We start from the raw sequence: 24100 nt of genomic DNA, 5'->3' as shown, positions 1-24100 counted from the left end.
ATGTCCCTGTCACCAGAGTTAACCGCAGAACTGCACAGGGCAAACGCCCTGGATTTCGAAATTTATGAGGCGCTACAAAGCGGAAACCTAAGCCGTCTCCGCTAAACGTATCTGCGACGACGCTGATGGCTCAAGGGTCGGTGCGACGGTTTCCGCTATCTCAGTTTCATCAGTTCTTCCCTGAAGGCTTCGGTTGGTGTGCGCCATCCCAGACACTTGCGTGGCGTGCCGTTCAAGCGGTCGCAAATCGATTTCATATCTCGATTTGTGAGCGTGGCGACAGGCACGTCCCTTGGCAGATACCGGCGAGCGCACTTGTTCAGGTTCTCGACAGAACCCTTTTGCCACGGTGCTTGCGCCATCTTTCATTCTCCTTTCTTTCCAGCAAGATAGGGGAAATTTCGCAACCCAGTATAGAATGTGCCCGCATAGCAAATCATTCTGTGATAATCCATGTTATGGTATATTTTTCACAATATTGACGTCTGGACCCGTTGATATTTTGGCGTCTTGTATTCTGGCAGCCGGTCCCTCCGGCATTAGAACAGGAAATCATCCGCCGTGATCTCTCCGGGATGCAGCCCCTGCAGCAGGATCTCACCCTGCCCGGTGCTCAGCCGCAGGCCATTGCTTTGCTGGCTGAGCTCCAGATCGCCGAAGCCATCGCCCCAGATTTTCATGCCGCTCAGATCGATCATGTCTTCGCCGGGGGTGAAATCGCGGATCGTGTCCCACCCGTGTTGGCGCCCAAAGGCAAAGGTATCTGCGCCAGCGCCGCCAATCAGCAGATCGCCACCGGCATCCCCCGACAGCCTGTCATTGCCGTCACCACCCGACAGGGTATCGTGCCCGTAACCGCCACGCAGATCATCATCGCCCGCATCGCCATAGGCCCAGTCCGTACCACCGCCGCCCAACAAGGTATCATTGGCCGCTCCGCCCACCAGCCGGTCGGCGCCGCGTTGCCCCAGCAGCAGATTGGCGCCGGCACCGCCCCAGATCCGGTCATGGCCAGTCCCGCCGCGCAGCTCGTCATTGCCGCTGCCACCATAGAGGGAATCATTGCCCGCATTGCCGATGAGCACATCCGCCCCCAGATCGCCCCAGAGCATGTCATTGTCCTGCTGCCCCTTCAGGATGTCATTGCCCGCGCCGCCATACATCCGATCCCGCCCCTTGCCGCCCTGCAAGACATCATCGCCCAGCTCTCCCTCCAGGGTATCAGCCCCCCAGCCCCCGCACTGGGTGTCATTGCCATCGCCGCCCATCAGCATGTCTGAACCACCCCTGCCCAGAATCAGATCATCACCACCCAGCCCCTGGATCTGATCAACAGCCCAGGATCCCGCCAGGGTATCGGCCAGGCCGCTGCCATAGTGGATGTCTTCTTCCCAGGTCTCGCCCAGGGGCACCCGGTCGGGGCTGTCAAAGCGGCCAGTCGGCCAGATGTCTTCCAGGGTCAGGCGCGCGCCATTGGCGCTTTTGATTTCAAACCAGAAGCTGCCAAACTGCAACAGGATGCCATCGGCCAGGCCCTGATGCTGCAACTGGGCCGGGCTGTACAATCCAGGGATCAACGACAGGTCCAGGCTGTCTTCACCGGGGCGAAAATCCATGACCGTGATCTGTCCGGCCTCTGACAGGCCCAGCACAAACCGGTCTGCCCCGCTGCCACCGGTCAGCTGGCTGTCAGCGCCACTGGCCACCAGGATATCATCACCGCCCCAGCCCAGCAGCTGCGCCGCCCCGGTGCCGCCTTGCAGCAGATCATCGCCCCGACCACCATTCAGCTGCCCCTGCTCCAGGCTGCGCACCGCGCCAAGATCCGAGAGATCCAGCGCAAAGCGGGAAATCCCGCCCCAGCTGCCAGAGGTCACGTAGATTTCCAGCTGATCCCCCAGCAAAGCAGTCTCTAGCGCCGTGACATTCCCGAGCCCCAACCCGGTGGCATCGGCCAGGCTGGTGATATGCAGCAACTGCCCCGATGGCAGCAGCCGCAGCAGGCTGAGCCCATCATCCGCCCCGGCGGCCAGCACCAGCACATGATCGCCCAGCTCAACCACCTTCAGCACCGAGGCACCGCCAAAGCGCGTGGCCAGCGTATCGTTCAGCTGATCCGCCAGGCTGAGACTGCCATCCTCGGCCACCCGCAGCACGGACAGGGACCCGGTGCCCGCCGCCGCCAGGATCAGCCAGGTCGCGCCATAGGCCTGAAGACTGTGCAGCGCGCTGGGATCGGCCACCGGCAGCCCCTCGACGGTGCCAAAGCTGTCTGCCGCCTGCAGCGCCCCCGACTGGCTATTGATACGATAGCTCTGAACCCCCTCGCCGGTGGGATCCAGGGCAAAGAGATAGCCCCCCCCCTGCCCCGCTGCACTGCTGATTGCCAGTCGACTGCCACCTGGCACTTGATAGGCCGCACCGGTCCCATAGGTGGCCAGCTCTGCCGTTGCCTGGCCCTCGGCGTCCAGCCGCCAGCCCTGCAGCTCTCCTTCTGCGGTGACCCCGTAGACCAGGCTGTCCCCCTGGCCGAGGCTCAGCACCGCCAGGGTCTCCAGCCCCTCTGTCGGGGCCAGGCTTGCCGCCTGTTGCCCGGCCAGATTGCCATTGCTGTGAATGTTATAGGACAACAGGGCCCCGGCGCTGCTGTACTGCTGCAACAGGCGCATCTCGCCGCCGATCTCGGCACAGGTGATCTGGCCAGTGCCCAGGCTGGCATTTTCATGCCAGTAGCGTTGCAGCAGCACCGGGGCGGCACCGCTGCCATCCAGGCGAAACAGGCTCAGCCCGCCATTGACGCCGGTGTTGGCATAGAGCCAGCTGCCGTGATCCGTCTGCACCACCTCCAGATCGCGCAGATCCACATCAAAGCGATCACTGCCCGTCTGAAAACGCTGCTGAAACTCGAATTCCATCTTTGCCACCCCAGGTCCCACCTTTTGAAACCAGAAGAAACTGCCATGCCACAGGGGCCGACAGCGGGGTCGAAATGCGGCAAAACAACGATGATTGTTTACAGATTGAAGACAATCCCTAAGGCCTCTCCCTGCGTGGGAAATTTCCCGACCCCATCGCTGATTTGGCAACGATCCGCGAAAAAATGGTACTTTGTTTCCGAGGATAGCACCGTTTATGCAGCACTTTCACCGCCGCTTTGCCCGCCGCGCCCCCGCCTGCGGCAACCGTTGCCAAAGCGGCAACCGGGGCGCGCGCCGCGTTAGCCGGGCCTTGACCTTGCCGGGCGATGCTGGCGCGCAGGTTTTGCCACCTGCCCCGCCCCATCTTCCCCGCCCCGCCTGCCCCACACCTGCCCCCTAGGAGCCCGCCCCATGTCCGAGACCTCTGCCATTCTTGCCCTGCCCTATCTGCTGGCCTCGCAGGCGCAAAAACACGTGACCCATAATGAAGCCCTGCAGCTGCTGGATGCGCTGGTGCAGCTGCGGGTCACTGCATTTGACGCCACCCTCCCCCCGCTGACGCCCAGCCTCGGTGAGGCCTATGCCCTGGGTGCCGCCCCCAGCGGGGCCTGGGCCGGACAGGCCAACCAGCTGGCCATCTGGCAGGGAGAGGCCTGGCTGTTCATTGCGCCGCAGCCCGGCTGGCGCGCCTGGGGGCTGACCCCGGCCGAGCTGCGCATCTGGCAGGGCGGCAGCTGGGGGCTGGTGCAGGCACAGACCCAGAATCTGGATCAGATCGGCGTCAACACCAGCGCCGATACCACCAATCGGCTTGCCCTTGCCTCTGATGCCAGCCTGTTCAGCCATGACGGCAGCGGCCATCAGATGAAGCTGAACAAATCCGGCCCTGCGGATACCGCCGCCCTGCTGCTGCAATCCAATTGGTCGGGCCGCGCCGAGATCGGTCTGCTCGGCAATGACGATCTGGCCATCAAGACCTCCAGCAATGGCAGCAGCTGGAACACCGCCCTGGCGCTGAAAGCCAATGGCCATGCCGGCCTGGGCACCGCCAGCCCCAGCGCCCATCTGGAGATTGCCGGCACCGGGTCGGATTATCTGCTCGCAGGGGATGGTGGCGGCACCGGCTTCCGGCTGGCCGCTGATGGCAATGGCAGCTGTGATGGCGCCTGGTCAGGCGGCGGCGCCGATTATGCGGAATGGTTTGAATGGCTGGATGGCAACCCGGCAAACGAGGACCGGCGCGGGGTCTCGGTGGTGCTGGACGGGGCCTGCATCCGCCCGGCCCGTGCGGGCGAGGATCCCATCGGCGTGATCAGTGCCGCCCCGGCGGTGATTGGCGATGGCGACATGGATGAATGGAAACAGCGCTGGCTGCGCGATGACTTTGGCGCGCCGCTCCTGGGGCCGGATGGGACCCGCCGGGAAAACCCCGCCTATGATCCCAACCGCCCCTATCAGCCGCGCAGCCAGCGCCCGGAATGGGGGCTGGTGGGGCTTTTGGGCAAGCTGCGCCTGCGCGCGGGCCAGCCCCATAGCGCCTGCTGGCTGCCAATGCGCCGGATCTCTGGAGAGATAGAGGAATGGCTGCTGCGCTGATGCCCCCAGTCTGCCGCCCGCAGCCGCCCGCGCGCCTAGCCCTTGGCCCCCTGACCACGGGCATAAAGGTCTTCATAGCGCAGGATGTCATCCTCGCCGAGATAGCTGCCGGTCTGCACTTCGATCAGCACCATGGGCAATTTGCCGGGGTTTTCCATCCGGTGTACCGCCCCCAGCGGGATATAGACCGACTGGTTTTCGCTCACCAGCCTGACCTCACCATCAACCGTCACCTTGGCAGTGCCCTCGACCACGATCCAATGTTCCGAACGGTGATGATGGCTTTGCAGCGACAGGGCCGCGCCGGGATGGACATGGATGCGTTTCACCTGAAAGCGGCTGCCCTGGGCCAGGCTTTCGAACCAGCCCCAGGGACGGTGATCCTTGGGGAATTCCGTGGCCTGTTTGGCCCCTTTGGATTTCAGCGCCGCCACCGCAAGTTTCACATCCTGCGCCCGCGAGGCATCGGCCACCAGCACCGCGTCGGACATCGCCACCGCAATCACATCGCGCAGGCCGATGCCCACAACGGCAAGGCCCTCCTCCTCAGAACGCAGCAGGCTGTCGTGACAGTCAATTGCGGTGGCATTGCCACTGGTCACCACCCCCTGACCATCCGCCGCGCTTTCGCGCCAGACCGCATCCCAGCCGCCAAGATCGGACCAGCCGGCCGCAAAGGGCACCACGGTCAGGTTATCAACCTTTTCCATCACCGCGTAATCGATCGAGATATCCTCCAGGGCCTGCCAGGCCGCAGGGTCGAGGCGGAAGAAGCCAAGGTCGCTCTCTGCTGCGGCAATCGCCGTCTCCACCGGGGCCATCAGACCTGGAGCATGGGCGCGAAACGCCGCAAGGATCGCCTTGACCGAGAATAAAAAGATGCCGGCATTCCACAGGAACCTGCCCGAAGAGAGCATCGCCTCGGCGGTTTGGGCATCGGGTTTTTCAACAAAGCGGTGCAGGTCAATGGCGCGCGGGGTGAAATCCGGGGAAAACTCAATGGGCGCGCCCGCCAGCTCAAGATAGCCATAGCCGGTTTCCGCATGGGTCGGCTTGATGCCAAAGGTGACGATCTGACCGGCGCGCGCGGCTTCCTCGCCGGCCGCAACTGCGGCGCGAAAGGCCGCAGCATCGGGCACCACATGATCGGAAGGCGCCACCAGCATCAGCCCATCGGGATCACTTTGCTCCAGATAAAGCGCCGAGGCCAGCACCGCAGGGGCGGTGTTGCGCCCGGCAGGCTCGATCAGGATGGCCCCAGGATCAATGCCCACCTCTGCCAGCTGTTCGGTGACAATAAAGCGGAAATCGGAATTGGTCAGCACCATCGGCGCGGCATATTCCGCCCCCGACAGCCGCTGCGCCGAGGCCTGAAACAGGGTCGTATCGCCCACCAGCGGCACAAATTGCTTGGGGTAGCTTTTGCGCGACAGCGGCCAGAGCCGGGTGCCCGACCCGCCACAAAGAAGAATGGGAGTGATCATGGCTACCCCTTTTGCAATCACATCTTTTGGCCTATTTGGCCCGCAGGTTATCCAGCCCCTGCTTCAGGAACCAGTCATAAGTGGTCCGAATGCCCACTTCCAACGGGATCGTGGCGCGCCAGCCCAGCCGATCCAGCCGGGTGACATCCATCAGCTTGCGCAGGGTGCCATCGGGTTTGCTGGGATCCGTCAGGATCTGGCCGGTAAAGCCGGTGACCCGCGCCACCATCTGCGCCAGTTCCAGAATGCTGACATCCACGCCCGAACCCACGTTGATATGGCTCAGCATCGGCGCGGTCTCGCGGGCATAGCGCCCGGGCTCCAGATCCATCACAAACAGCGAGGCCGCCGCCATATCGTCCACATGCAGGAACTCGCGCCTCGGCTTGCCAGACCCCCAGATCGTGACCTCTTGCAGCCCCGCCTGCGCCGCCTCGTGAAAGCGGCGAATGAGGGCCGGCAGCACATGGCTGTTTTCCGGGTGGAAATTGTCGCCCGGCCCATAGAGGTTGGTGGGCATCACCGAGCGATAATCGGTGCCATATTGCCGGTTATAACTCTCACACAGTTTGATGCCCGCGATCTTGGCCACCGCATAGGGTTCATTTGTCGGCTCCAGCGTGCCGGTCAGCAGGGCATTTTCCGCCATCGGCTGTGCGGCCGCCTTGGGGTAGATGCAGGAAGAGCCAAGCTGCAAAAGCTTTTTGACACCTGCGGCATAGGCCTGATGGATCACGTTGCATTCGATCATCAGGTTTTCATAGATGAACTGGGCAGGGTAGCTGTTGTTGGCAATGATGCCGCCCACCTTGGCCGCAGCCAGAATGACCTGATCGGGTTGTTCTGCCTGGAAAAAATCCTGCACCATGGCCTGATTGGTCAGGTCCAGCTCGGCGCTGGTCCGGGTCAGCAGCGTCAGATCTTCGCCTGCCGCACGCCGCGCCTGCAACTGGCGCAGAATCGCGCCGCCCACCATGCCGCGATGGCCTGCCAGATAAATCTTCATCGCCCTAGACTTCCAGGCTTACCGGCAGGTCCATGCCGTGTTCTTTCAGCAGCGCATGGCGGCGGGCCAGCTTCAGATCCTCGCGCACCATTTCCGAGCACATGTCCTGGACGGTGATTTCCGGCACCCAGCCAAGTGTCTCGCGGGCCTTGGTGGGATCACCCAACAGGGTTTCCACCTCGGCGGGGCGGAAGTAGCGCGGATCAATCCGCAGCAGCACATCGCCCACCTTCAGCGCCGGGGCCGCGTCGCCTTCGATTGCTGTGACAGTGGCGATCTCATCAAGGCCGGTGCCGGTGAAGTCCAGGGTGATGCCCAGCTCGGCCGCCGACCAGATGATGAACTGGCGCACCGAATATTGCTTGCCGGTGGCGATGACAAAATCATCCGGGCTGTCCTGCTGCAGCATCATCCACTGCATGCGCACGTAATCCTTGGCATGACCCCAGTCGCGCAGCGCGTCGATATTGCCCATATAAAGACAATCTTCCAGCCCCTGCCCGATATTGGCCAGCCCGCGGGTGATCTTGCGGGTGACAAAGGTCTCGCCGCGGCGCGGGCTCTCGTGGTTGAACAGGATGCCGTTGCAGGCATACATGCCATAGGCCTCGCGGTAGTTCACGGTGATCCAATAGGCATACATCTTGGCCACCGCATAGGGGCTGCGCGGGTGAAACGGCGTGGTCTCGCGCTGCGGTGTTTCCTGCACCAGACCATAAAGTTCCGAGGTAGAGGCCTGGTAAAACCGGGTCTTTTTCTCCAGCCCGAGAAAGCGGATCGCCTCTAGCAGGCGCAGGGTGCCCATGGCATCGACATCCGCGGTGTATTCCGGGCTTTCAAAAGACACGGCAACATGGCTTTGCGCGCCCAGGTTATAGACCTCGTCGGGCTGCACTTCCTGCAGGATCCGGGTCAGGTTCGAGGTATCGCTCAGATCGCCGTAATGCAGTTTGAAACGGGCGTGATCGGTATGGGGATCCTGATAGATGTGATCCACCCGCTGGGTATTGAACGACGAGGCCCGGCGCTTGATACCATGCACCTCATAGCCTTTTTCCAGCAGGAACTCTGCCAGATAGGAGCCATCCTGGCCGGTCACACCGGTGATAAGCGCTCGTTTCATGCCTCTTCCCTCTTTTGTCGGCCTGCCATCTGCAGCCTGCCGGGCCGCAGCTGACACGGCAGCAGCCCCCGCCACCGAGAAGTACGAGGCAGGCGAACAGAGTGCAAGCGCCCCGGCCCGCCTGATCAGCCTGATTTTGCGGCGCCCGCTCTCGTCAGGGGCTGCGATCTCGGCTAGGGTCAGCCCCGCAAGAGCCGTCGTGACAACAGAAAGCCCACCAATGCCTCAGAGCGCCGCCGCGGCCCAAGCCCCGCAAACCGTCCTTGTTCATATCGGCAAATGCGGCGGCTCTACCCTGCGCGACGCCCTGGAAAACAGCGGCTCCCCGATGGATATCATCGCCCATGTCCGCCAGCCCCCGGTGGCACCGCACTATCGCTATTATATCACTCTGCGGTGCCCCATCAGCCGCGCCATTTCAGCCTTTTACTGGCGCCGCAAACTGGTGCTCACCGAGGCCAGCCAACCGGACCGTTTCCCCGGCGAAGCGCAGATCCTGCGCCACTATGGCAGCCTGGATGCCTTGGCCCGGGCGCTCTATCGTCCCGATGGCAGAAAAAATGCCCTGGCCCAGGGGCATTTCCTGTCAATCCATCACCTGAGCGAAAACATCGCATTCTATCTGCAGGATCTTCTGGCCGGGATTTCCCCTGATCAGATCCTGGGGGTTTTGCTGCAGGAAACCCTGGATACGGATCTTGCCCGGCTGTTTGGCATCAAGACCCCAGGCCGGGTCAATGACAATCGCCAGGGCACCAAGCCCGAAGAGCGCCGCCTCAGCCCGCAGGGGGCGGCCAACCTGCGCCGCTTTTTACAGCCCGAATATGACTGTATCAAACAGCTGGACCGCTGGGGGAAACTGCCGCCGGGATATTATCAAAACCTCTGCGCCACCGCAGAAACGGCCCGCTAAAGCGGCGCAGTCCAAAAGGCGGGAACAGCTTTCGCGGCCGCCCTCTGTTGCAGAAATCCAGCTGCCACATCCAGGGCTTCGCGAATGGTCACATCCATGTCGAGATAGCGATAGGTGCCCAGACGGCCAACAAAGCTCACCCCTGTGCTGCGCTCTGCCAGGGCCACATATTCCGCCAGCAGCGCCTTTTCCTTGAGCTGGCGAATGGGGTAATAGGGGATGTCCTGCGGCGTAGCACTGCGCGAATATTCCCGGTAGCAGACCGATTTTTCATGGTTCTCCCAGGGGGCAAAATGCTTGTGTTCGGTGATCCGTGTATAGGGAACATCGACATCGCCATAGTTCATCACCGCGCAGCCCTGATAATCCCCGTCATAGGTGAATTTTTCAAAATCCAGGGTGCGATAGCCCAGGCGACCCAGCTCATAGTCGAAATAACCATCCAGCGGCCCCGAATAAAAGACATGGTCATACTCCTGCGTCTCGGCCCGGTTGAAAACAGTCTCTAACCTGACGCTTATGCCCGGATGATCCAGAATGGCCGCGATCATCTCGCTATACCCCTGCTCTGGCATTCCCTGATGTTTGTGAAAGAAATAGTTATCGTCATAGGTGAAGCGCAGCGGCAGGCGCTTCAGGATGGAGGCGGGCAATTCCCTTGGCGAAACGCCCCATTGCTTCAGGGTGTAGCCCTTGAAAAACGCCTCATACAGGTCCCGCCCGACAAAGCGCAGCGCCTGTTCCTCAAAGCTTTGCGGATCCTCTATCGTGGTATCGGCCTGGGTCTCGGTAATAAAGGCGCGGGCCTCTGCCGGGCGCAGGGTCTTGCCAAAGAACTGGTTGATGGTGTGCAGGTTCACCGGCAGGGAAAACACCTGGCCCCGGGCGGTGGTCTTCACCCGGTTCTTATAGGGTTTGAACGCGGCAAAGCGGTTCACATAGTCCCAGACCTCGCCATCATCGGTGTGAAAGATATGCGGCCCGTAAACATGCAGCAGCACCCCGGTTTCGGGATCACGCGCGGTATGACAATTGCCGCCGATATGATCGCGGGCGTCGACCACCTGGACCTGATGGCCCGCCTCGGCCAGCTGGCGACCGATCACCGCCCCCGAGAGCCCGGCCCCCACCATCAAGAACTTGCCTGCTGCCATCTCTGGGCTCTCCTGTGTCTGCTCTGCCTTTGCGGGCCCACCGTTCTGCCGGGGCCCTCTGGAATGGGGCCCTTATTTCATCAGTTCCTCATGCAGGGCAATCGCCTCTTCCAGATCGTCAAAGTAATGCACCTTGCCATCTTCCAGTACCAGGCCGGAATCGCAGTATTGGCGCAGCTCGGGCATGCCATGGTTGACCATGATCGCCCCCGACTGGCGCATGCGTTCAGCAAAGACCGCCCGGCTCTTGCGGCGAAAACTGGCATCGCCCACGGCGGTGACCTCATCCACCAGATAGGTGTCAAACCGAATCCCCATCGAGGCGCCAAAGGTCAGACGCGCCCGCATGCCCGAAGAATAGCTGCGCACCGGCATGTGGTAGAATTTCCCCAGCTCAGAAAAATCTTCGACAAAATCCACCAGCTCTTTGGTATCGACCCCGTAGACACGGGCGACAAACCGCACGTTTTCCGCCCCGGTCAGCTGGGCATGAAAAGAGCCCCCCAGCCCCACCTGCCAAGAGATGGTCCCATCAGAGACCACCCGGCCCTGGTCCGGGCGCATGGTGCCGGAAATGATCTGCAACAGGGTGGATTTCCCCGCGCCATTGCGCCCCAGCAACGCCAGCGATCGTCCGGTGGGCAGGGTGAGGTTCAGATTGTCGATGACAATCTTGCGCTCGCCCTTCAGCCAGAAGCTCTTGGTCAGGTTTTCAAGCCGGATCATGCCGTGCCTGCTCTGTCATCTGTTTTGTCATAGGGCCGCTTCAGCTGCGATCACGGATGGAATAATAAATCAGCGCCAGGATCGACCAGAGCAACAGCAGGAACAACGTCGCCAGCCCGATCAGCAAGAGCCGTTGGGGATATTCCGCCTGCTGCGGCCGGGTCGGGTTGATATAGGTCGCCAGATAGCGGCTCTGCCGGATCGCTTCGTCGCGGGCCAGCGCCAACCCGGTAAGCGCGGCGCGATAGGACTCTTCGGTATATTCACGATCCACCGTAAGCCGCTCGAACTCGGAAATCAGCGAGGGATAATCCTCGCCAACGGCCCCGGTGTCGGTATTGGTAGAGGTAAAGGTCTGGCGCTCGCTGTCGATCCGCTGGCGGATCACATCAATCAGCTGTTGCCCCTTTTTCAACCGGGGATCGCCATCGGCCACAGTGCCGCGCAACAGGTCATAATCGATCAATGCGGTGGCCAGCTGCTGTTGCAGATTGTTCATCACCCCCATGCGCCCCTGAATATCCGCCTCCGGGTCGACAATGCGGGTGCGGGTGCGGAACTGGGTCAGCGCCTCGCGCGCCATCTTCAACTTCTCGACCGCCTCGTCAAGATCCGCCTGGGCATAGCCAATCGCATCAGCCCTCGCCTGTTCGTTCAGTGCATTGATGCGGATCTGGCTTTCCTTGACAATGGCCTGGGTGATGGCTTGGGCGGTTTCAGGATCAAAGGCCAGCGCCTGGACCTCGATCAACCCTGAACCGCTGTCATAGGAAATGCTCACGATGCGCTGCCAGTACCAGACCATTTCTTCTTGCGTCGCATCCGGCCAGATCGAAAAGGCCCAGTCACGCGGCCAGTGCTGACTGTAATGGGCCCGCAGGTCCACCACCTCGTCCACCACCGCGATCATCTCCTGGCTTTGGATGAATTCATACAGGATATCACTGTCCGAGGCAGAGGAGCTGGAGGCAAAGCTGGCCAGCCCGCCCAACAGATCTGTCGCCGAGCCGCTGCTTTCCTGACTGCGCACGGTAAAGCCCGTCGTCGACTGGTATTGGTCCTCTGCCACGGCAGTCAGATAGAAGATCACCGCTGCAATCGGCAGCACCACCAGCAGCACAAAGCTGAGGATCAGCCCCCAGTGGCGTCTGCGCATCTTGGCAGGGCCGGCCAGTGGAAAGCTTTGTTCCTGCAGCTTGGCCTCGGCCTCCTGCAGACGCAGACGCAGATTCTGCAACTTCTGTTGGGCCTTGGGGACAGCCTTCTGCCCCCCCCCCTGCCCGGCCTTGAGGCCCGTATTTTGGGTGCCTTTGGGGCCAGCGCCGGATTTGGCCGCAGGTTTCCCCCCAGGCCTGGCCCCGGATCTGGCCTCCGGGGCCGCTTTCGCTCCGGTTGCTGTCATGGGGTCTTGTTTACCCGCATCCACATTGCTCCCATCCATGCTGACCCCATTTTCTGTCTTCTCGAATCCATCAGGCCTCTGCCTGAAAAACCACTGGTCTGAAAATCACTGGCGATCTGCCCTGTCTCTTCTGCGATGATAAGCAGCCAGAGCCATTTGTAATTGCCCGCATCCTGGCCCATAGTATCGCCTGCCCGCCCGTCCTTCACAACCACAGATTCCCGCAGGGAGCCCTATGCAAAGTCGCCCCGCTGCCGCCGCCTCTGACGGCCTCTCTGAGACCTCGCCCCAGGTTCCCGCAGCACAGCTGCCCGCCTCTGGTGCCAATCGCAGTTTTTCATCGCTGCGCACCATCGTGGCGCTGATGTTGCGCGAGATGGCCACCCGCTATGCCCGCACGCCGGGGGGCTATCTTTGGGCCATCATGGAACCCCTGGCCGCGATTATAGTGTTGTCTTTTGGCTTTTCCCTGGTGATGCGGACCCCCGCCCTGGGCACAACATTCCTGCTGTTCTACGCCACTGGCTATGTTCCCTTTGAACTTTACAACAAGGTTTCCAATACCGTGGCCCGGGCGATTGCCTTTTCCGGGCCGCTGTTGCGCTTTCCCTCGGTGACCTGGGTCGATGCCGTGCTGGCCCGGTTTCTGGTCAATAGCCTGACCTCTATTCTGGTTGGGGTGATCCTGGTCAGCGGCATTCTGATGGTGACCGAGAACCGCGCCGTGATTGATATGCCCGCAGTTGTTACCGCCCTTTCGATGACCATGGTTCTGGGCCTTGGCATTGGCGTCTTGAACTGCGCGCTGATCGGGTTGTTCCCAATCTGGGAGGTGGTCTGGTCCATCATAACCCGCCCCCTGTTTCTGGCCTCGGGCATCTTTTTTCTCTATGATTCCCTGCCCGGATTTGCCCGCGATATCCTGTGGTACAATCCGCTGATCCACATCATCGGCCTGTCCCGGTCCGCCTTTTATCCGACCTATGCGGCAACCTACGTCAACATCCCCTATGTGATCTTTGTCAGCCTCATTCTCATGGCTCTGGGGCTTTTGCTGCTGGGGCGCTATCATCGCGACATCATGAACAATTAGGCCCGCCTGGGCCTGACAAGCCCAGACAGCTTGCACAGGCGTGCTTTCAGCCCTTTTTCCGGGTTCTGGCAAGATCCAGAACCCGTGCATGCGACATCACCCGACGCTGGCGCAGCCCATCCCAGATGGCGCGCCGGATCAGTCGCAGGAACGCCCGCCGCTCTCCGCGGTGCAGCCGCACCTTGGACAGCCATTTGGGCACAATCACCAAGAGCACCGGCCAGAACAACCAGCCCGCCGCCATCTGGTACAGCAACAACAGGTTGCGATGGTAATAGTAGACCTTCCACAGCGGAATAAAGCGGCCTCGCTGGGCGCCGCCACTGCCGTCGCGGGCCACAAAGGTGGTAAGGTCATGTTCAAACCGCACCGAAGGTTCAAAGCCGATCCGCCCGCCAGCCTTGCTCAGCCCCAGGGTATAAAGCCCATCGTCGCCATAGATGAACAGATCCGGATCCGGGTAACCGATGCGCTGCACCGCCCGGGCGGAAATGAAGAAGCCAACAAAAGAGGTCACATCGATCTGCAAGCCCGGACCGGCGTAATCGCTGGGCTGCACGTGAAAACCAGAACGGCCGCCCCCAAACAGCGTGCGTAGGAATTCGCGCCCGTGCCAAAAGGGATTGCGTGAGGGGCGGTTCATCTCGCAGATGCCACCTTCGGGAAAATAGACCGCTGCGGCCACCGCATCCCAGGCCCCTTCACTGGCCCAATCTCCTGTCTGCTTTTTGTCGCCGGCACCGCTGCGAAACATCGCCAGGTCATGAAACCCTGCCAGCCCGCCTTTGGCCGGGCGGCCATCATCATCCATCACCACCAGCCAGTCGGGGCGATGCGCCTCCATTGCGCGGCGCATGCCCCTCTCAAATCCGCCAGCCCCCCCACGGTTGCTGGCGCTGCTGACAATATCCAGCCGCACCGCAGTCTGGCTGGCCAGCCAGGCGCCGGTGCCATCGCTGGAGGCATTGTCCACCACCACCACTGCGGCCAGCTCGGCCTCTGGGCTTTCCAGCAGCCGCGCCAGGGTGGCCTGCAATTTATCCAGCCGGTTATATGTCACCACCACCGCCACCAGCCGACCAGCGGCGGCAACCGGCGCAGAAGATATCTGAGCAGGCGGTATCGTTTCTATCTCAAGACCGGTATCAGGGCACACGCAGTGCTTCTCCTCAAAACGCCCCCTTGAAGAAGGATAAGGGGGAACAGATCGCCATCGTTCAGAGGCGCAAAACTCATAAATGCGCGCGCGAGTCAAACCCTTTGCCCCCGGATGCCTCCCGGATGCACCGCCTCAGGCGCATCCAATTTGCCGCTCTCTTTGCCGCAAATGTTTCGCGCGCGAAACATTTGCCCACCCCTATCAGAGCCAAAATATAGTATTAGGCTCTAAAAAGGGGCACAGCCTGCTGTGCCCCTGCCGCCGTTCTGATTGGTGTGCCCGCCTCAGCGCTGTTGCAACCAGACCTTCAACTCCTCCAGAAATGCGGCATCAACCGCCGTTCCGCTCAGCTCGATCCGCTGCGCCCCCGGCTGAAAGCCAATGCGCAGCCCCTCCGCGACCTGGGTGGTCACCCGTTCCTGGGGATTGATCTCTTCCCCTGTGCGCCGGATCTGCGGTCGGGCCTCCTGCGCCCGATGCGGCTCTACAGGTGAGTTTAGAGCCGCATCAGCTGTGGCTTTCTCTGCCGCCTGCCGCGCCGCGAGACAGGCGCTGAGCAGGGCGGTTTCCTTGGCCGCATCGCCCCGTTCACCAGCCTGCAATGCCGTCTTCAAAACCTCGGCAAAGCCTGCATCCTCATTCAGCTGACGCACCAGGGACAGCCCCAGCTTTTCACTGATCGCAGTAGGGAAATACAGCACCGCATCCAGCGCCTCGACCAGGGTGACAAAACTGCCGATCTTGGACCGTTTCGCCCGTGGCGCATTGGCAAACAGCCCCTGCAGCGCTTTCTTCTGGCTGGGAAAGACCCCCTCTTTCAAAGCGCGCACCGCGATACGGGCACGTTCGTAATGGGACAGATTGACCCGAATTTCATTCTCTTCCACCATCGCCACATAGGCGGCTTCGGCGCTTTCCGGGTGGATCACCAGCGCTTTGATCTTGGCAAATTCAGGCTCTGATCCCTGGGCATAGAGCCTGCGCATCGCTGAAAGCCGGCGCCAGCCGGAAATCAGCCCCCAGGATTTTCCATCAATTCGCCCCTCCAGCGGCACCACCTCAATCGGGCTCTGTTGACCACGGGCCCGCAAAGAGCTCATCAGGGCCTCCATCTCATCCGCATCCTGGGTGATGCGATCACGTACCAGATGGGTCTCGTCGATCATCTCCAGGGGAATTTCTTCCACCATCAGGCCACGACTGCGCGCGCGGTGCAGCACCTCGGTGACCTCTTGCAGGGCGGCCTGGGTTGAAACCTCAGCCGCGACCTGGGCAATGGGAGCGGCGCTTTGCGGCGCGGCGGCCAGCGGCCCCGACAGGGCTGATTTCCCCTCGGGCGGGGTGGCAAGATAGGTGTCTTGCGCCGGGGAAAGCCGTTTGCGTTTTGCCATTTGCTGATCTCCTCATCGCGCCAATCTTGCGCCGCTGACCTTGTTAGAGCCTTAGGCCGGCGTGCGCTGGTCCTGCATTTCTGCCTCTTGTTCCAGTTCCGCGCGCCGCCAGACCCCCAAGAGCAGCCGCTTGAAGGCGGCATAGGTGGCATCAAATGTTTCGCGGCCACGCGCATAGGTTTCGCGGTTGAAATCGCGGTAATCGGCCTCGTAGATCCCCGAGACCTGCTCGCCGGCCTGGCCAATCAGCGCGGTGAAATCCTGTTTATGCGGGCTAAGCACCGGCCCCATATAGGCCTGCATCACCCCAGCCAGTTCGCCTTGCTGGGCGCTGTCATAGCGGGTGATCACCGCCCGCACCGCATCCCATTCAAACCCCATCTCGGGCCGCCCCAGCGCCCGGGCCGCCAGGTTTTCGCCCTCCTCAATAGAGGCAAAGGTCGAATGCAGCATGTCAAAGAAACGCCCGGTGCTGTCGAATTCCAGAAAGGACGCCCCCATCGGTACCAAGAGGATATCAGAAGCCGCCAGACCATTGATGGTCAGATATCCCAGGGCCGGCGGGGTATCGATAAAGACGATGTCATAGTCATCCAGCACACCATCTGCGGCCAGCCGGTCGGTCAGCGCATCCCAGAGCTTCCAGCTGCGCGCCGCCATGCGCCAGACCGGGATCTGGAATTCCGCCCAATAGAGGTTCAGCTGCGCCCCGATCAGATCGATATTGGGCCAATGGGTGCCTTGAATGACATCCTGCGCCGTCATCTCCATCGCCGCCGAAAGCGCCTCTTCCAGCGGCTGGGGCGCGTCGCCACGATCCAGGCGACGCTGGTTTTCGGTACGCAGATGTTCGCCGTAATGACGCGCCAGCAGCGGAAAGGCCGTCTGCCATTCATCTTCGACCCGGCCACCAAAGATCGAGGTCATCGACCCCTGGCTGTCCAGATCAATCACCAGCACCTTGTAGCCATCCAGCGCGGCCGACATCGCCAGATGCGCCGCGGTTGAGGTCTTGCCAACGCCGCCTTTGAAATTGGCTACCGAGACCAGTTTGGCCGGCAGGCCTTTGGGGCGATAGGGGGTGTAATCCTTGGCCTTGGAGCCCTGGGCACCAAAGAAGGCACGCAGCACCAGAACCTCATCCAGGGTGAACCATTTGGCCCCCCCTTCGGTTTCCGACCGCCCCTGGGGCAAATCGGGATTGGCCTTCAGCACCCGGCGAAAATGGGCCTGGGCCACCGGGATCAGATAACGGGTGATTTCCCAGGTGGAAAACAGCCGCAGCTCTTTGCGCCCCTCTTCATTCATTCCCCGGCTGGACAGATCGGCGCGCCCTCGCGCACAGCCTGCCGCGATATTGGCAAAGCCTTCGGTGCTGGTGGGGGTGTCGAGCTCGGCCAATGCGGCATCTGGATCAATGTTGAAATAGGGCGGAAGGCTGTTGCCTGCCTTGTGGATATCTCGTGCCATGATGCGCTGCCCATTTGTAAGACCGCTGGTCTGGATCACCTGTGGATCGCGGTGCCTAGCGGCTGATGTATCACCTTTATAGCCTGATATCAGAAAAGGCGGTACATGGAAAGAATGCGCGCACACCTTTTTCTTTTTCTAAGAAAATCATACCTCTGCCAGGGAAATCTGGGGGTATTGATAGCAGGGTTTTGGCTGTGATCTTGGCCTGCTGCATTTTTTTGTACTGTTATTTATGGTTATATAATAGTTACAGGACTGGGGCTTGCGAAGCAAAGCCCTTTTTTCATTGGGTTTCTGGGTCATATTTCTGCAGGCAGTGACTCTGAAACCCCGTTGAGATGACTCTGAACCCCCGAAGAAACGATTCCGGAACCCCGTTGAGAACTCATGTGGATAACTCTAGGGTGGGCGTAATCAAAACCACGAAAGCGAGTCACCTCGGGAGCCTGTGAAATCGGGCGCATACCTGGGGGGCGGGTGGCCATAGGCAAAACGGGCAGGGCACGATGAGTACAGCATTAACAGGGGGGTCCGCAGGCCCCGGCAGTTTTTTCCTTTGCGATATCTTTGATGCCATTCCCAAGAATGATCTGGTCTCGATGGAACATCCGCTGTTTTCTCTAGGGACCCGTCCGGATCGGCGGATCTTGAACTATGAACATAACGGTGCAGAAATCACTGTGGTGCCATCGGTCAAGGGACTGGCGACGATCCATGACAAGGATATTCTGATCTTCTGCATCAGCCAGCTGATGGCGGCGCAGAATGCCGGTCGCCAGGTGTCGCGCACCCTGCATCTCAAGGCGCATGATTTGTTGGTGGCCACCAACCGAGAAACCTCGGGCGATGCCTATCGGCGGCTGCGGGAAAGTTTTGAACGCCTGGCCGGCACCCGGATCACCACCAATATCACGACCGGCGGCGAGGAGGTGACCTCGGGGTTTGGCCTGATTGAACGCTGGGAAATTGTCCGCAAGGCGCGGGGCGGGCGCATGGTGAATGTGGCTGTCACCCTGTCGGATTGGCTGTTTCGCGCGGTGCTGTCAAAATCGGTGCTGACGCTAAGCCGTGATTATTTCCGCCTGCGCAAACCACTGGAACGGCGCATTTACGAGCTGACGCGTAAACATTGCGGCCGCCAGCGGGATTGGACCATTTCGGTCGAGACGTTGTTGAAGAAATCTGGCTCAGCCAGCCCGCGCCGGGTCTTTCGTAAGATGATCCGCGATATGATCACAGCCCAGCCGCTGCCGGATTATGCCATGGAGGAGTTGCCGGGGGATTTGATCCGCTTTCGCCAGAAGCATCGGGTGGTGGAACCAGGTTCAGCCGAAGCGCCGGTATTGAAACAGGCCAGCCTGGAAAAGGCCCGCGATCTGATGCCCGGCGCGGATGTCTACGCGCTAGAGGCCGAATGGCGCGCCATGTGGGAGCGTACAGGCCGACCGCGCCTGCGTCAGGCTGATGCCGCCTTCCTGGGTTGGGTCAAAAAACATAGGGTAGAGTGAGGTATCATCTTTAAGGGCAGGGGGCTTTGCCCCCTCGCGCCAAAGCGCTCACCCCCAGGATATTTAGAGCCAAATGAAAAAGCTTGTAGTGATCGTTTGCTTCATTTGGCCGTAAATATCCCCGCCGGAGGCCGCCAAATGTTTCGCGCGCGAAACATTTGGCTTTATATGTCTATGTGTTTGGCGCGTGGCACCAGCGCGTTGATCTGGGCGATATGCTCTGGCAGGCAGCGGCTGAGAAAATCGTAATGCTGCAGGATATGGGCGCGCGCTGCAGGACCAAGAGCGGCGTAGGTTTCCGGATTTTCCAAGACATCGGTAACCTGGTCGGCAAGGGCGGCTGGGTCAAAGAAATCTACCAGCATGCCGGTTTTCCCATGGGTGACGGCCTCGCGCACGGGGGCTACATCCGCTGCCACCACCGTGGCCTGCATTGACATCGCTTCGAGCAGCGACCAGCTGAGCACAAAGGGCATGGTCAGATAGATATGGCAGCGGCTGATGCGGATGATACGGCAGAGATCATCATAGGGCACCTTGCCCAGAAAATGCACCCGGTTCCAGTCGACACTGTCGCCAAGCTCTGCCTCCATCTCGCCGCGCAGGCCCTTGGGGTGGCTGCTCTCCGCCCCGTAAGAGGTGTCATTGCCGCCAATCATCAGGATCCGGGCCTGAGGCCGTGCCGCCTGAATCCGCGGCAGGGCGCGCATCATGATGTGAAAGCCGCGGGCGCGTTCCATGTTGCGGGCCACATAGGTCACCACCTCATCCGCGCGGGTGAGGGGGCGGTCCAGCCGTCCCAGACCAATTGAGGCGTCGGCATCGGGGCGCAGCCGGTCGCAGCGAATACCATCATGGCAGGTATACATGCGGTCATGAAAGGAGGTTGGAAACCGGTCGCGCTGCCAGAAGGTGGGGGTATGGCCCTGATCCACACATTCGATGCTGGCATAGGGCACGGTATTGCGGGCCTGGGCAAAGAAACCCGCCTGATCATTCACCGGGGCTTCCGGGTCAAAGCCCACCAGCCCGCCACTGGTGCGGTAGAAATATTCAAAGAAGCCGATCACTGGCACATCTGCCCAGACCTCTTTCAGGAACAGCAATTCCCCCCAACCGGTATGGCCAATGATGATGTCGGGCCTGTAGCCCTCATTGCGCTGCAGCTTGCGCGCCGCCATGGCCACGCCCAGCCCGGTGCCTGCGGCGGCCTCCCAGTCTTTCGACAGCCCATAGGCCTGCGGCCCTGGCTGGTGATGGGAGCGGTAGGTGATGGTGCGGACCCCGGGCAGTTTCAGCCCGGTGCGCTGGGTGAGAAAGCTGATCTCATGGCCGCCCTGCTGGACCAGCCAGGCGATCAGCTCTCGGTATTGGCCGGGCATGTTCTGATGGACAAAAAGAAGTTTCATAAACGGGGCTCTGTCATTTGGGGTTCTGGATCTTGGCCGCTGGGTTGCCCCATGCTTGCCGGGGAATGTCCGGGGGCGCAAGATGGTGCCTGGGGTGGCCTTGGGGCTGGCGCAGGGCAAGGGGGCTGGCAAGACAGCCGCATCTGGCGCTTGCTTTTGGTTTTGCGCCAGCTCTCTCTTGCCCATGGCGCAAGGCTGCGGCAAGGAATAGACCATCAAATCTGGGTGCCGGATAACAAGAGGGGATACATGATGCAGGTTGAAGAGACGGGGGTGCCGGGTCTTCTGGTTTTGACGCCGCAGCGCTTTGGGGATGCACGTGGTTTTTTCAGCGAGTGCTGGAACAGGCAGCGGCTGTCCGAGCAGGGGATTGATGTGGATTTTGTGCAGGATAATCATTCGCTGTCGCAGCAGGTGGGCACCCTGCGGGGGCTGCATTATCAGGCGCCGCCGCATGCCCAGGCCAAGCTGGTGCGCTGTGGCCGCGGTGCCCTGTTTGATGTGGCGGTGGATATCCGCCGGGGATCGCCGACATATGGCAACTGGTTCGGCATCGAGCTGACCGCCGAGAACGGCAAGCAATTGCTGGTGCCTGCGGGCTTTCTGCATGGGTTCATCACCCGCGCGCCCGAGACCGAAATTCTTTATAAGTGCAGCGACTATTACGCGCCCGACTGCGATGGTGCCGTGGCCTGGGACAGCTGTGGCGTTGATTGGGGATTTGATGGCGCGCCCCTGCTGTCTGACAAGGACGCCACCGCCCCGGCGCTGGCAGAGTTTGACACCCCCTTCACCTGGCAAGGAGAGTCGGCATGAAGCTTCTGGTGACCGGCGGGGCCGGCTTTATCGGATCTGCTGTGGTGCGTCGGGCTATTGCCGATGGCCACCATGTGGTCAATCTGGATGCGCTGACCTATGCCGCCTGCCTGGAGAATGTGGCCTCGGTGGCGGATCATGCCAATTACGCCTTTGAACAGGCCGACATTCGCGACCGCGCCGGGCTGGATCGGATCTTTGCCGCCCATGCCCCCGATGCGGTGATGCATCTGGCCGCCGAGAGCCATGTGGATCGCTCGATCGACGGCCCCGGCGATTTCATCGAGACCAATATCACCGGCACCTTCAATATGCTGGAGGCGGCGCGCAAATACTGGATTGAGGCAGGCCGCCCAGAGGGGTTCCGCTTTCATCACATCTCGACCGATGAGGTCTATGGCTCGCTGCCCAGTGACCCGGATGTGCAATTCACCGAAGAGACGGCTTACGATCCGCGCTCGCCCTATTCTGCCAGCAAGGCGGCCAGCGACCATTTGGTGCGCGCCTGGGCCGAGACCTATGGGCTGCCGGTGGTGCTGACCAATTGTTCCAACAACTATGGCCCGTTCCATTTCCCGGAAAAGCTGGTGCCGGTGGTGATCCTGAACGCGCTGGCGGGCAAACCGCTGCCGATCTATGGCGATGGTTCAAACGTGCGCGACTGGCTGTATGTGGAAGACCACGCCGATGCGCTGCTTTTGGTGCTGCAACAAGGCGTGCTGGGGCGCAGCTATAATATCGGCGGCGAGAATGAATGTTCCAACCTTGAACTGGTGCAGCATCTCTGCACCATTCTGGATGAGAAACGCCCGCGCGGCGATGGGCAGTCCTACGCCGCGCAAATCACCTTTGTGACGGATCGCCCCGGCCATGACGCGCGCTATGCGATTGATCCCTCGCGGATCCGCGCCGAGTTGGGCTGGCGGCCAAGTGTGACGGTCGAAGAAGGCCTGGCAAAAACCGTGCAATGGTATCTGGAGAATGAGGTCTGGTGGCGCGCCTTGCAGACCCGTGACGGCGTCGGCCAGCGCTTGGGGACGGGACAATAGTGGCTTTCCTGCTGGAAAGCCGGCCTCCGGCGGAGGTATTTGAAGAAAGATGAAAACAGGGCGCAGGACATGAATATTTTGGTGTTTGGAAAAACCGGTCAGCTCGCACAGGAGCTGGCGCGGCTGGACGGTGTGACCTGTTTGGGGCGGGATCAGGCAGAGTTCAGCGACCCGGCAGCAGCAGCGGCGCAGGTCGCAAGCGCTGGCATTGATGCGGTGATCATTGCCGCCGCCTATACGGCGGTCGACAAGGCCGAAGCGGAAGAGAGCCTGGCCACAACCATCAATGCCGAAACACCGGGGGCCATCGCGCAGGCCTGCGCGGCCCGTGGGCTGCCGCTGGTCTATATCTCAACCGATTATGTTTTTGACGGCAGCGGTGATACCCCCTGGCAGCCCGGTGATGCGACCGCGCCGATCAATGCCTATGGCCGCTCTAAGCTGGCCGGCGAATCGGCGGTGCGGGCGGCGGGGGGAGCCACTGCCATTTTGCGTACCTCCTGGGTGGTGTCGGCCCATGGCAATAATTTTGTCAAAACCATGCTGCGTCTGGGGGCGGAGCGCGATCATCTGAGTATTGTGGCGGATCAGATTGGCGCGCCAACTCCGGCGCGCGACATTGCCGCAGCCTGTCTGGAGATCGCACGCCAGCTGCGGGCGGATCCGGGCAAATCCGGCATCTATCATCTGCAGGCCAGGCCCGAGGTCAGCTGGGCCGGTTTTGCGGCTGAGATCTTTGCCCAGGGCAATATTGCCTGCGAGGTTGCAGCGATCCCGACCTCTGACTATCCAACCCCGGCGCCGCGGCCGCTGAATTCAAGGCTGGATTGCACCACGTTAGAGACTGTTTTTAACATTGCGCAGCCCGATTGGCGGGTTGGGCTGGCAGATATTTTGCACGATTTGGGAGCGAGGCCATGACGGCACGAAAAGGTATTATTCTGGCGGGAGGCTCGGGTACCCGGCTGTATCCCATTACCATGGGCGTCTCCAAGCAGCTGTTGCCGATCTATGACAAGCCGATGATCTATTATCCGCTGTCGGTGCTGATGCTGGCCGGTATCCGCGAGATCTGCGTGATCACCACGCCGCAGGATCAGGAGCAGTTCAAACGCACCCTGGGCGATGGCAGCCAGTGGGGGGTTGAACTGACCTATGTGGTGCAGCCCAGCCCCGATGGTCTGGCGCAGGCCTTTATTCTGGCAGAAGAGTTTCTGGCGGGCGCACCCTCAGCCCTGGTGCTGGGGGATAATATCTTCTTTGGCCATGGCCTGCCAAAGCTGCTGGCGGCGGCGGATCAGCAGCCTGCAGGCGGCAGTGTCTTTGGCTATCACGTGGCTGATCCGGAACGCTACGGGGTGGTAGATTTTGACGCTGCGGGCCGGGCCCGTCAGATCATTGAAAAGCCCGAGGTGGCGCCGTCGAATTACGCGGTGACCGGGCTGTATTTCCTGGATGGATCCGCGCCTGCGCGGGCGCGGGCCGTGACGCCCAGCCCCCGTGGGGAGCTGGAAATCACCGATCTGTTGCAGATGTACCTGGATGAGGGCGCCCTGCGGGTTGAAACCATGGGGCGCGGCTATGCCTGGCTTGACACGGGCACCCATGGATCCCTGCTGGAGGCGGGAAATTTTGTCCGCACCCTGCAGGATCGCCAGGGGCTGCAGACCGGCTGCCCGGAAGAGATCGCCTATGAACAGGGCTGGATCGATCAGGCCCAGCTGCAGGCCCGCGCCCAGCTCTTTGCCAAGAACGACTATGGCCGATATCTGGAGAAACTGCTGGGCTAGGGGCTTGTGGTCAGTGGCACCGATTGTGGCAGAGCCACCCGCGCGCCACATATCTTGCGGTATTGCGCCCAAGCCCCATGGTTTTTGGGC

General features: G+C 61.2%; 19 protein-coding genes and 1 pseudogene. 8 read left to right on the top strand and 12 right to left on the bottom strand.

The genetic code is table 11. From position 1 onward, the window contains the following. Nucleotides 1–155: 155 nt before the first annotated feature. Nucleotides 156–356, bottom strand: a pseudogene (locus LRK71_RS20530) (transposase); the annotation flags it as partial. Between the two features lie 183 nt (nucleotides 357–539). Continuing rightward, the gene (locus LRK71_RS18530) at nucleotides 540–2915 is read right to left on the bottom strand and encodes a M10 family metallopeptidase C-terminal domain-containing protein (RefSeq protein ID WP_232405453.1); all 2376 of its coding nucleotides are present in this window, start codon (nucleotides 2913–2915) and stop codon (nucleotides 540–542) included. A 414-nt stretch (nucleotides 2916–3329) separates the two neighbouring features. On the opposite strand from LRK71_RS18530, the gene LRK71_RS18525 reads away from it, so the two are divergent. Next, nucleotides 3330–4514 carry a peptidase G2 autoproteolytic cleavage domain-containing protein gene (locus LRK71_RS18525; protein ID WP_232405452.1) on the top strand — a complete coding sequence of 395 codons (1185 nt, stop codon included), beginning with the start codon at nucleotides 3330–3332 and terminating at the stop codon, nucleotides 4512–4514. Nucleotides 4515–4549: 35 nt separating this feature from the next. Here the strand turns inward: LRK71_RS18525 and LRK71_RS18520 are convergent, their stop codons facing one another. From LRK71_RS18520 to gmd, 3 genes are read right to left on the bottom strand one after another with little or no spacing between them, the layout of a single operon-like run. Next, nucleotides 4550–5998 (bottom strand): mannose-1-phosphate guanylyltransferase/mannose-6-phosphate isomerase, encoded by a 1449-nt coding sequence (locus LRK71_RS18520; RefSeq protein WP_232405451.1) that lies wholly within the window; start codon nucleotides 5996–5998, stop codon nucleotides 4550–4552. A gap of 31 nt (nucleotides 5999–6029) precedes the next feature. Beyond that, the gene (gene fcl, locus LRK71_RS18515; RefSeq protein ID WP_232405450.1) at nucleotides 6030–7004 is read right to left on the bottom strand and encodes a GDP-L-fucose synthase; all 975 of its coding nucleotides are present in this window, start codon (nucleotides 7002–7004) and stop codon (nucleotides 6030–6032) included. A gap of 4 nt (nucleotides 7005–7008) precedes the next feature. Continuing rightward, entirely contained in the window at nucleotides 7009–8127 is a 1119-nt protein-coding gene (gmd, locus tag LRK71_RS18510) for a GDP-mannose 4,6-dehydratase (protein ID WP_232405449.1), read from the bottom strand. A gap of 220 nt (nucleotides 8128–8347) precedes the next feature. Between gmd and LRK71_RS18505 the strand changes: the two genes are divergently transcribed. Then, nucleotides 8348–9040 (top strand): hypothetical protein, encoded by a 693-nt coding sequence (locus LRK71_RS18505; RefSeq protein WP_232405448.1) that lies wholly within the window; start codon nucleotides 8348–8350, stop codon nucleotides 9038–9040. On the opposite strand, the gene glf is transcribed toward LRK71_RS18505, so the two are convergent. The 3 genes from glf to LRK71_RS18490 form a co-directional block, all read right to left on the bottom strand. Then, nucleotides 9037–10194, bottom strand: coding sequence for a UDP-galactopyranose mutase (gene glf / locus LRK71_RS18500; protein WP_232405447.1), 1158 nt, complete (start codon nucleotides 10192–10194; stop codon nucleotides 9037–9039). The two genes, LRK71_RS18505 and glf, sit on opposite strands and share 4 nt — an antisense overlap. Before the next feature lie 72 nt (nucleotides 10195–10266). Next, the gene (locus LRK71_RS18495) at nucleotides 10267–10920 is read right to left on the bottom strand and encodes an ABC transporter ATP-binding protein (protein ID WP_232405446.1); all 654 of its coding nucleotides are present in this window, start codon (nucleotides 10918–10920) and stop codon (nucleotides 10267–10269) included. 40 nt (nucleotides 10921–10960) lie between these two features. Continuing rightward, nucleotides 10961–12361: a KpsE/RkpR family capsule polysaccharide export protein gene (locus LRK71_RS18490; RefSeq protein ID WP_232405445.1), complete on the bottom strand. Its 1401-nt coding sequence runs from the start codon at nucleotides 12359–12361 to the stop codon at nucleotides 10961–10963. Between the two features lie 196 nt (nucleotides 12362–12557). Here LRK71_RS18490 and LRK71_RS18485 point away from each other — a divergent pair, with 196 nt between their 5' ends. Further along, entirely contained in the window at nucleotides 12558–13415 is an 858-nt protein-coding gene (locus tag LRK71_RS18485; protein ID WP_232405444.1) for an ABC transporter permease, read from the top strand. A 46-nt stretch (nucleotides 13416–13461) separates the two neighbouring features. Here the strand turns inward: LRK71_RS18485 and LRK71_RS18480 are convergent, their stop codons facing one another. From LRK71_RS18480 to LRK71_RS18470, 3 genes are all read right to left on the bottom strand, one after another. Further along, nucleotides 13462–14571, bottom strand: a complete 1110-nt coding sequence (locus tag LRK71_RS18480; RefSeq protein ID WP_332460285.1) for a glycosyltransferase — start codon at nucleotides 14569–14571, stop codon at nucleotides 13462–13464. 287 nt (nucleotides 14572–14858) lie between these two features. After that, nucleotides 14859–15965 (bottom strand): ParB/RepB/Spo0J family partition protein, encoded by a 1107-nt coding sequence (locus LRK71_RS18475; RefSeq protein WP_232405443.1) that lies wholly within the window; start codon nucleotides 15963–15965, stop codon nucleotides 14859–14861. 51 nt (nucleotides 15966–16016) lie between these two features. Then, the gene (locus LRK71_RS18470; RefSeq protein ID WP_232405442.1) at nucleotides 16017–17435 is read right to left on the bottom strand and encodes an AAA family ATPase; all 1419 of its coding nucleotides are present in this window, start codon (nucleotides 17433–17435) and stop codon (nucleotides 16017–16019) included. 509 nt (nucleotides 17436–17944) lie between these two features. Between LRK71_RS18470 and LRK71_RS18465 the strand changes: the two genes are divergently transcribed. After that, entirely contained in the window at nucleotides 17945–18946 is a 1002-nt protein-coding gene (locus LRK71_RS18465; protein ID WP_232405441.1) for a replication initiator protein A, read from the top strand. Between the two features lie 164 nt (nucleotides 18947–19110). Here LRK71_RS18465 and LRK71_RS18460 read toward each other — a convergent pair whose 3' ends face one another. Further along, nucleotides 19111–20355 (bottom strand): glycosyltransferase family 4 protein, encoded by a 1245-nt coding sequence (locus LRK71_RS18460; protein ID WP_232405440.1) that lies wholly within the window; start codon nucleotides 20353–20355, stop codon nucleotides 19111–19113. Nucleotides 20356–20607: 252 nt separating this feature from the next. On the opposite strand from LRK71_RS18460, the gene rfbC reads away from it, so the two are divergent. The 4 genes from rfbC to rfbA all read left to right on the top strand — a co-directional run bounded on the left by rfbC (nucleotide 20608) and on the right by rfbA (nucleotide 24010). Next, the gene (gene rfbC / locus LRK71_RS18455) at nucleotides 20608–21171 is read left to right on the top strand and encodes a dTDP-4-dehydrorhamnose 3,5-epimerase (RefSeq protein WP_232405460.1); all 564 of its coding nucleotides are present in this window, start codon (nucleotides 20608–20610) and stop codon (nucleotides 21169–21171) included. After that, entirely contained in the window at nucleotides 21168–22220 is a 1053-nt protein-coding gene (gene rfbB, locus LRK71_RS18450) for a dTDP-glucose 4,6-dehydratase (RefSeq protein WP_232405439.1), read from the top strand. Before rfbC ends, rfbB begins: the two co-directional genes overlap by 4 nt. Nucleotides 22221–22289: 69 nt before the next feature. After that, a complete protein-coding gene (rfbD, locus tag LRK71_RS18445) occupies nucleotides 22290–23141 on the top strand; it encodes a dTDP-4-dehydrorhamnose reductase (protein WP_232405438.1) in 852 nt (283 codons plus the stop codon). Next, a complete protein-coding gene (gene rfbA / locus LRK71_RS18440) occupies nucleotides 23138–24010 on the top strand; it encodes a glucose-1-phosphate thymidylyltransferase RfbA (RefSeq protein WP_232405437.1) in 873 nt (290 codons plus the stop codon). The genes rfbD and rfbA overlap by 4 nt, the downstream gene beginning before the upstream one ends. Nucleotides 24011–24100 lie beyond the last annotated feature (90 nt).

Origin of the sequence: Pseudophaeobacter flagellatus (genome assembly GCF_021228235.1) — a bacterium.
GTDB lineage: Bacteria > Pseudomonadota > Alphaproteobacteria > Rhodobacterales > Rhodobacteraceae > Pseudophaeobacter > Pseudophaeobacter flagellatus.
Note: the sequence above shows the minus strand (reverse complement) of the source record. Positions and strands in the feature narration are given on the sequence as shown.

What these genes read in the sequence shown, in the direction of transcription:
- LRK71_RS18530 (WP_232405453.1), bottom strand. Translation starts at nt 2,915, where the DNA reads ATGGAATTCGAGTTTCAGCAGCGTTTTCAGACGGGCAGTGATCGCTTT.
- LRK71_RS18525 (WP_232405452.1), top strand. Translation starts at nt 3,330, where the DNA reads ATGTCCGAGACCTCTGCCATTCTTGCCCTGCCCTATCTGCTGGCCTCG.
- LRK71_RS18520 (WP_232405451.1), bottom strand. Translation starts at nt 5,998, where the DNA reads ATGATCACTCCCATTCTTCTTTGTGGCGGGTCGGGCACCCGGCTCTGG.
- fcl (WP_232405450.1), bottom strand. Translation starts at nt 7,004, where the DNA reads ATGAAGATTTATCTGGCAGGCCATCGCGGCATGGTGGGCGGCGCGATT.
- gmd (WP_232405449.1), bottom strand. Translation starts at nt 8,127, where the DNA reads ATGAAACGAGCGCTTATCACCGGTGTGACCGGCCAGGATGGCTCCTAT.
- LRK71_RS18505 (WP_232405448.1), top strand. Translation starts at nt 8,348, where the DNA reads ATGCCTCAGAGCGCCGCCGCGGCCCAAGCCCCGCAAACCGTCCTTGTT.
- glf (WP_232405447.1), bottom strand. Translation starts at nt 10,194, where the DNA reads ATGGCAGCAGGCAAGTTCTTGATGGTGGGGGCCGGGCTCTCGGGGGCG.
- LRK71_RS18495 (WP_232405446.1), bottom strand. Translation starts at nt 10,920, where the DNA reads ATGATCCGGCTTGAAAACCTGACCAAGAGCTTCTGGCTGAAGGGCGAG.
- LRK71_RS18490 (WP_232405445.1), bottom strand. Translation starts at nt 12,361, where the DNA reads ATGGATGGGAGCAATGTGGATGCGGGTAAACAAGACCCCATGACAGCA.
- LRK71_RS18485 (WP_232405444.1), top strand. Translation starts at nt 12,558, where the DNA reads ATGCAAAGTCGCCCCGCTGCCGCCGCCTCTGACGGCCTCTCTGAGACC.
- LRK71_RS18475 (WP_232405443.1), bottom strand. Translation starts at nt 15,965, where the DNA reads ATGGCAAAACGCAAACGGCTTTCCCCGGCGCAAGACACCTATCTTGCC.
- LRK71_RS18470 (WP_232405442.1), bottom strand. Translation starts at nt 17,435, where the DNA reads ATGGCACGAGATATCCACAAGGCAGGCAACAGCCTTCCGCCCTATTTC.
- LRK71_RS18465 (WP_232405441.1), top strand. Translation starts at nt 17,945, where the DNA reads ATGAGTACAGCATTAACAGGGGGGTCCGCAGGCCCCGGCAGTTTTTTC.
- LRK71_RS18460 (WP_232405440.1), bottom strand. Translation starts at nt 20,355, where the DNA reads ATGAAACTTCTTTTTGTCCATCAGAACATGCCCGGCCAATACCGAGAG.
- rfbC (WP_232405460.1), top strand. Translation starts at nt 20,608, where the DNA reads ATGCAGGTTGAAGAGACGGGGGTGCCGGGTCTTCTGGTTTTGACGCCG.
- rfbB (WP_232405439.1), top strand. Translation starts at nt 21,168, where the DNA reads ATGAAGCTTCTGGTGACCGGCGGGGCCGGCTTTATCGGATCTGCTGTG.
- rfbD (WP_232405438.1), top strand. Translation starts at nt 22,290, where the DNA reads ATGAATATTTTGGTGTTTGGAAAAACCGGTCAGCTCGCACAGGAGCTG.
- rfbA (WP_232405437.1), top strand. Translation starts at nt 23,138, where the DNA reads ATGACGGCACGAAAAGGTATTATTCTGGCGGGAGGCTCGGGTACCCGG.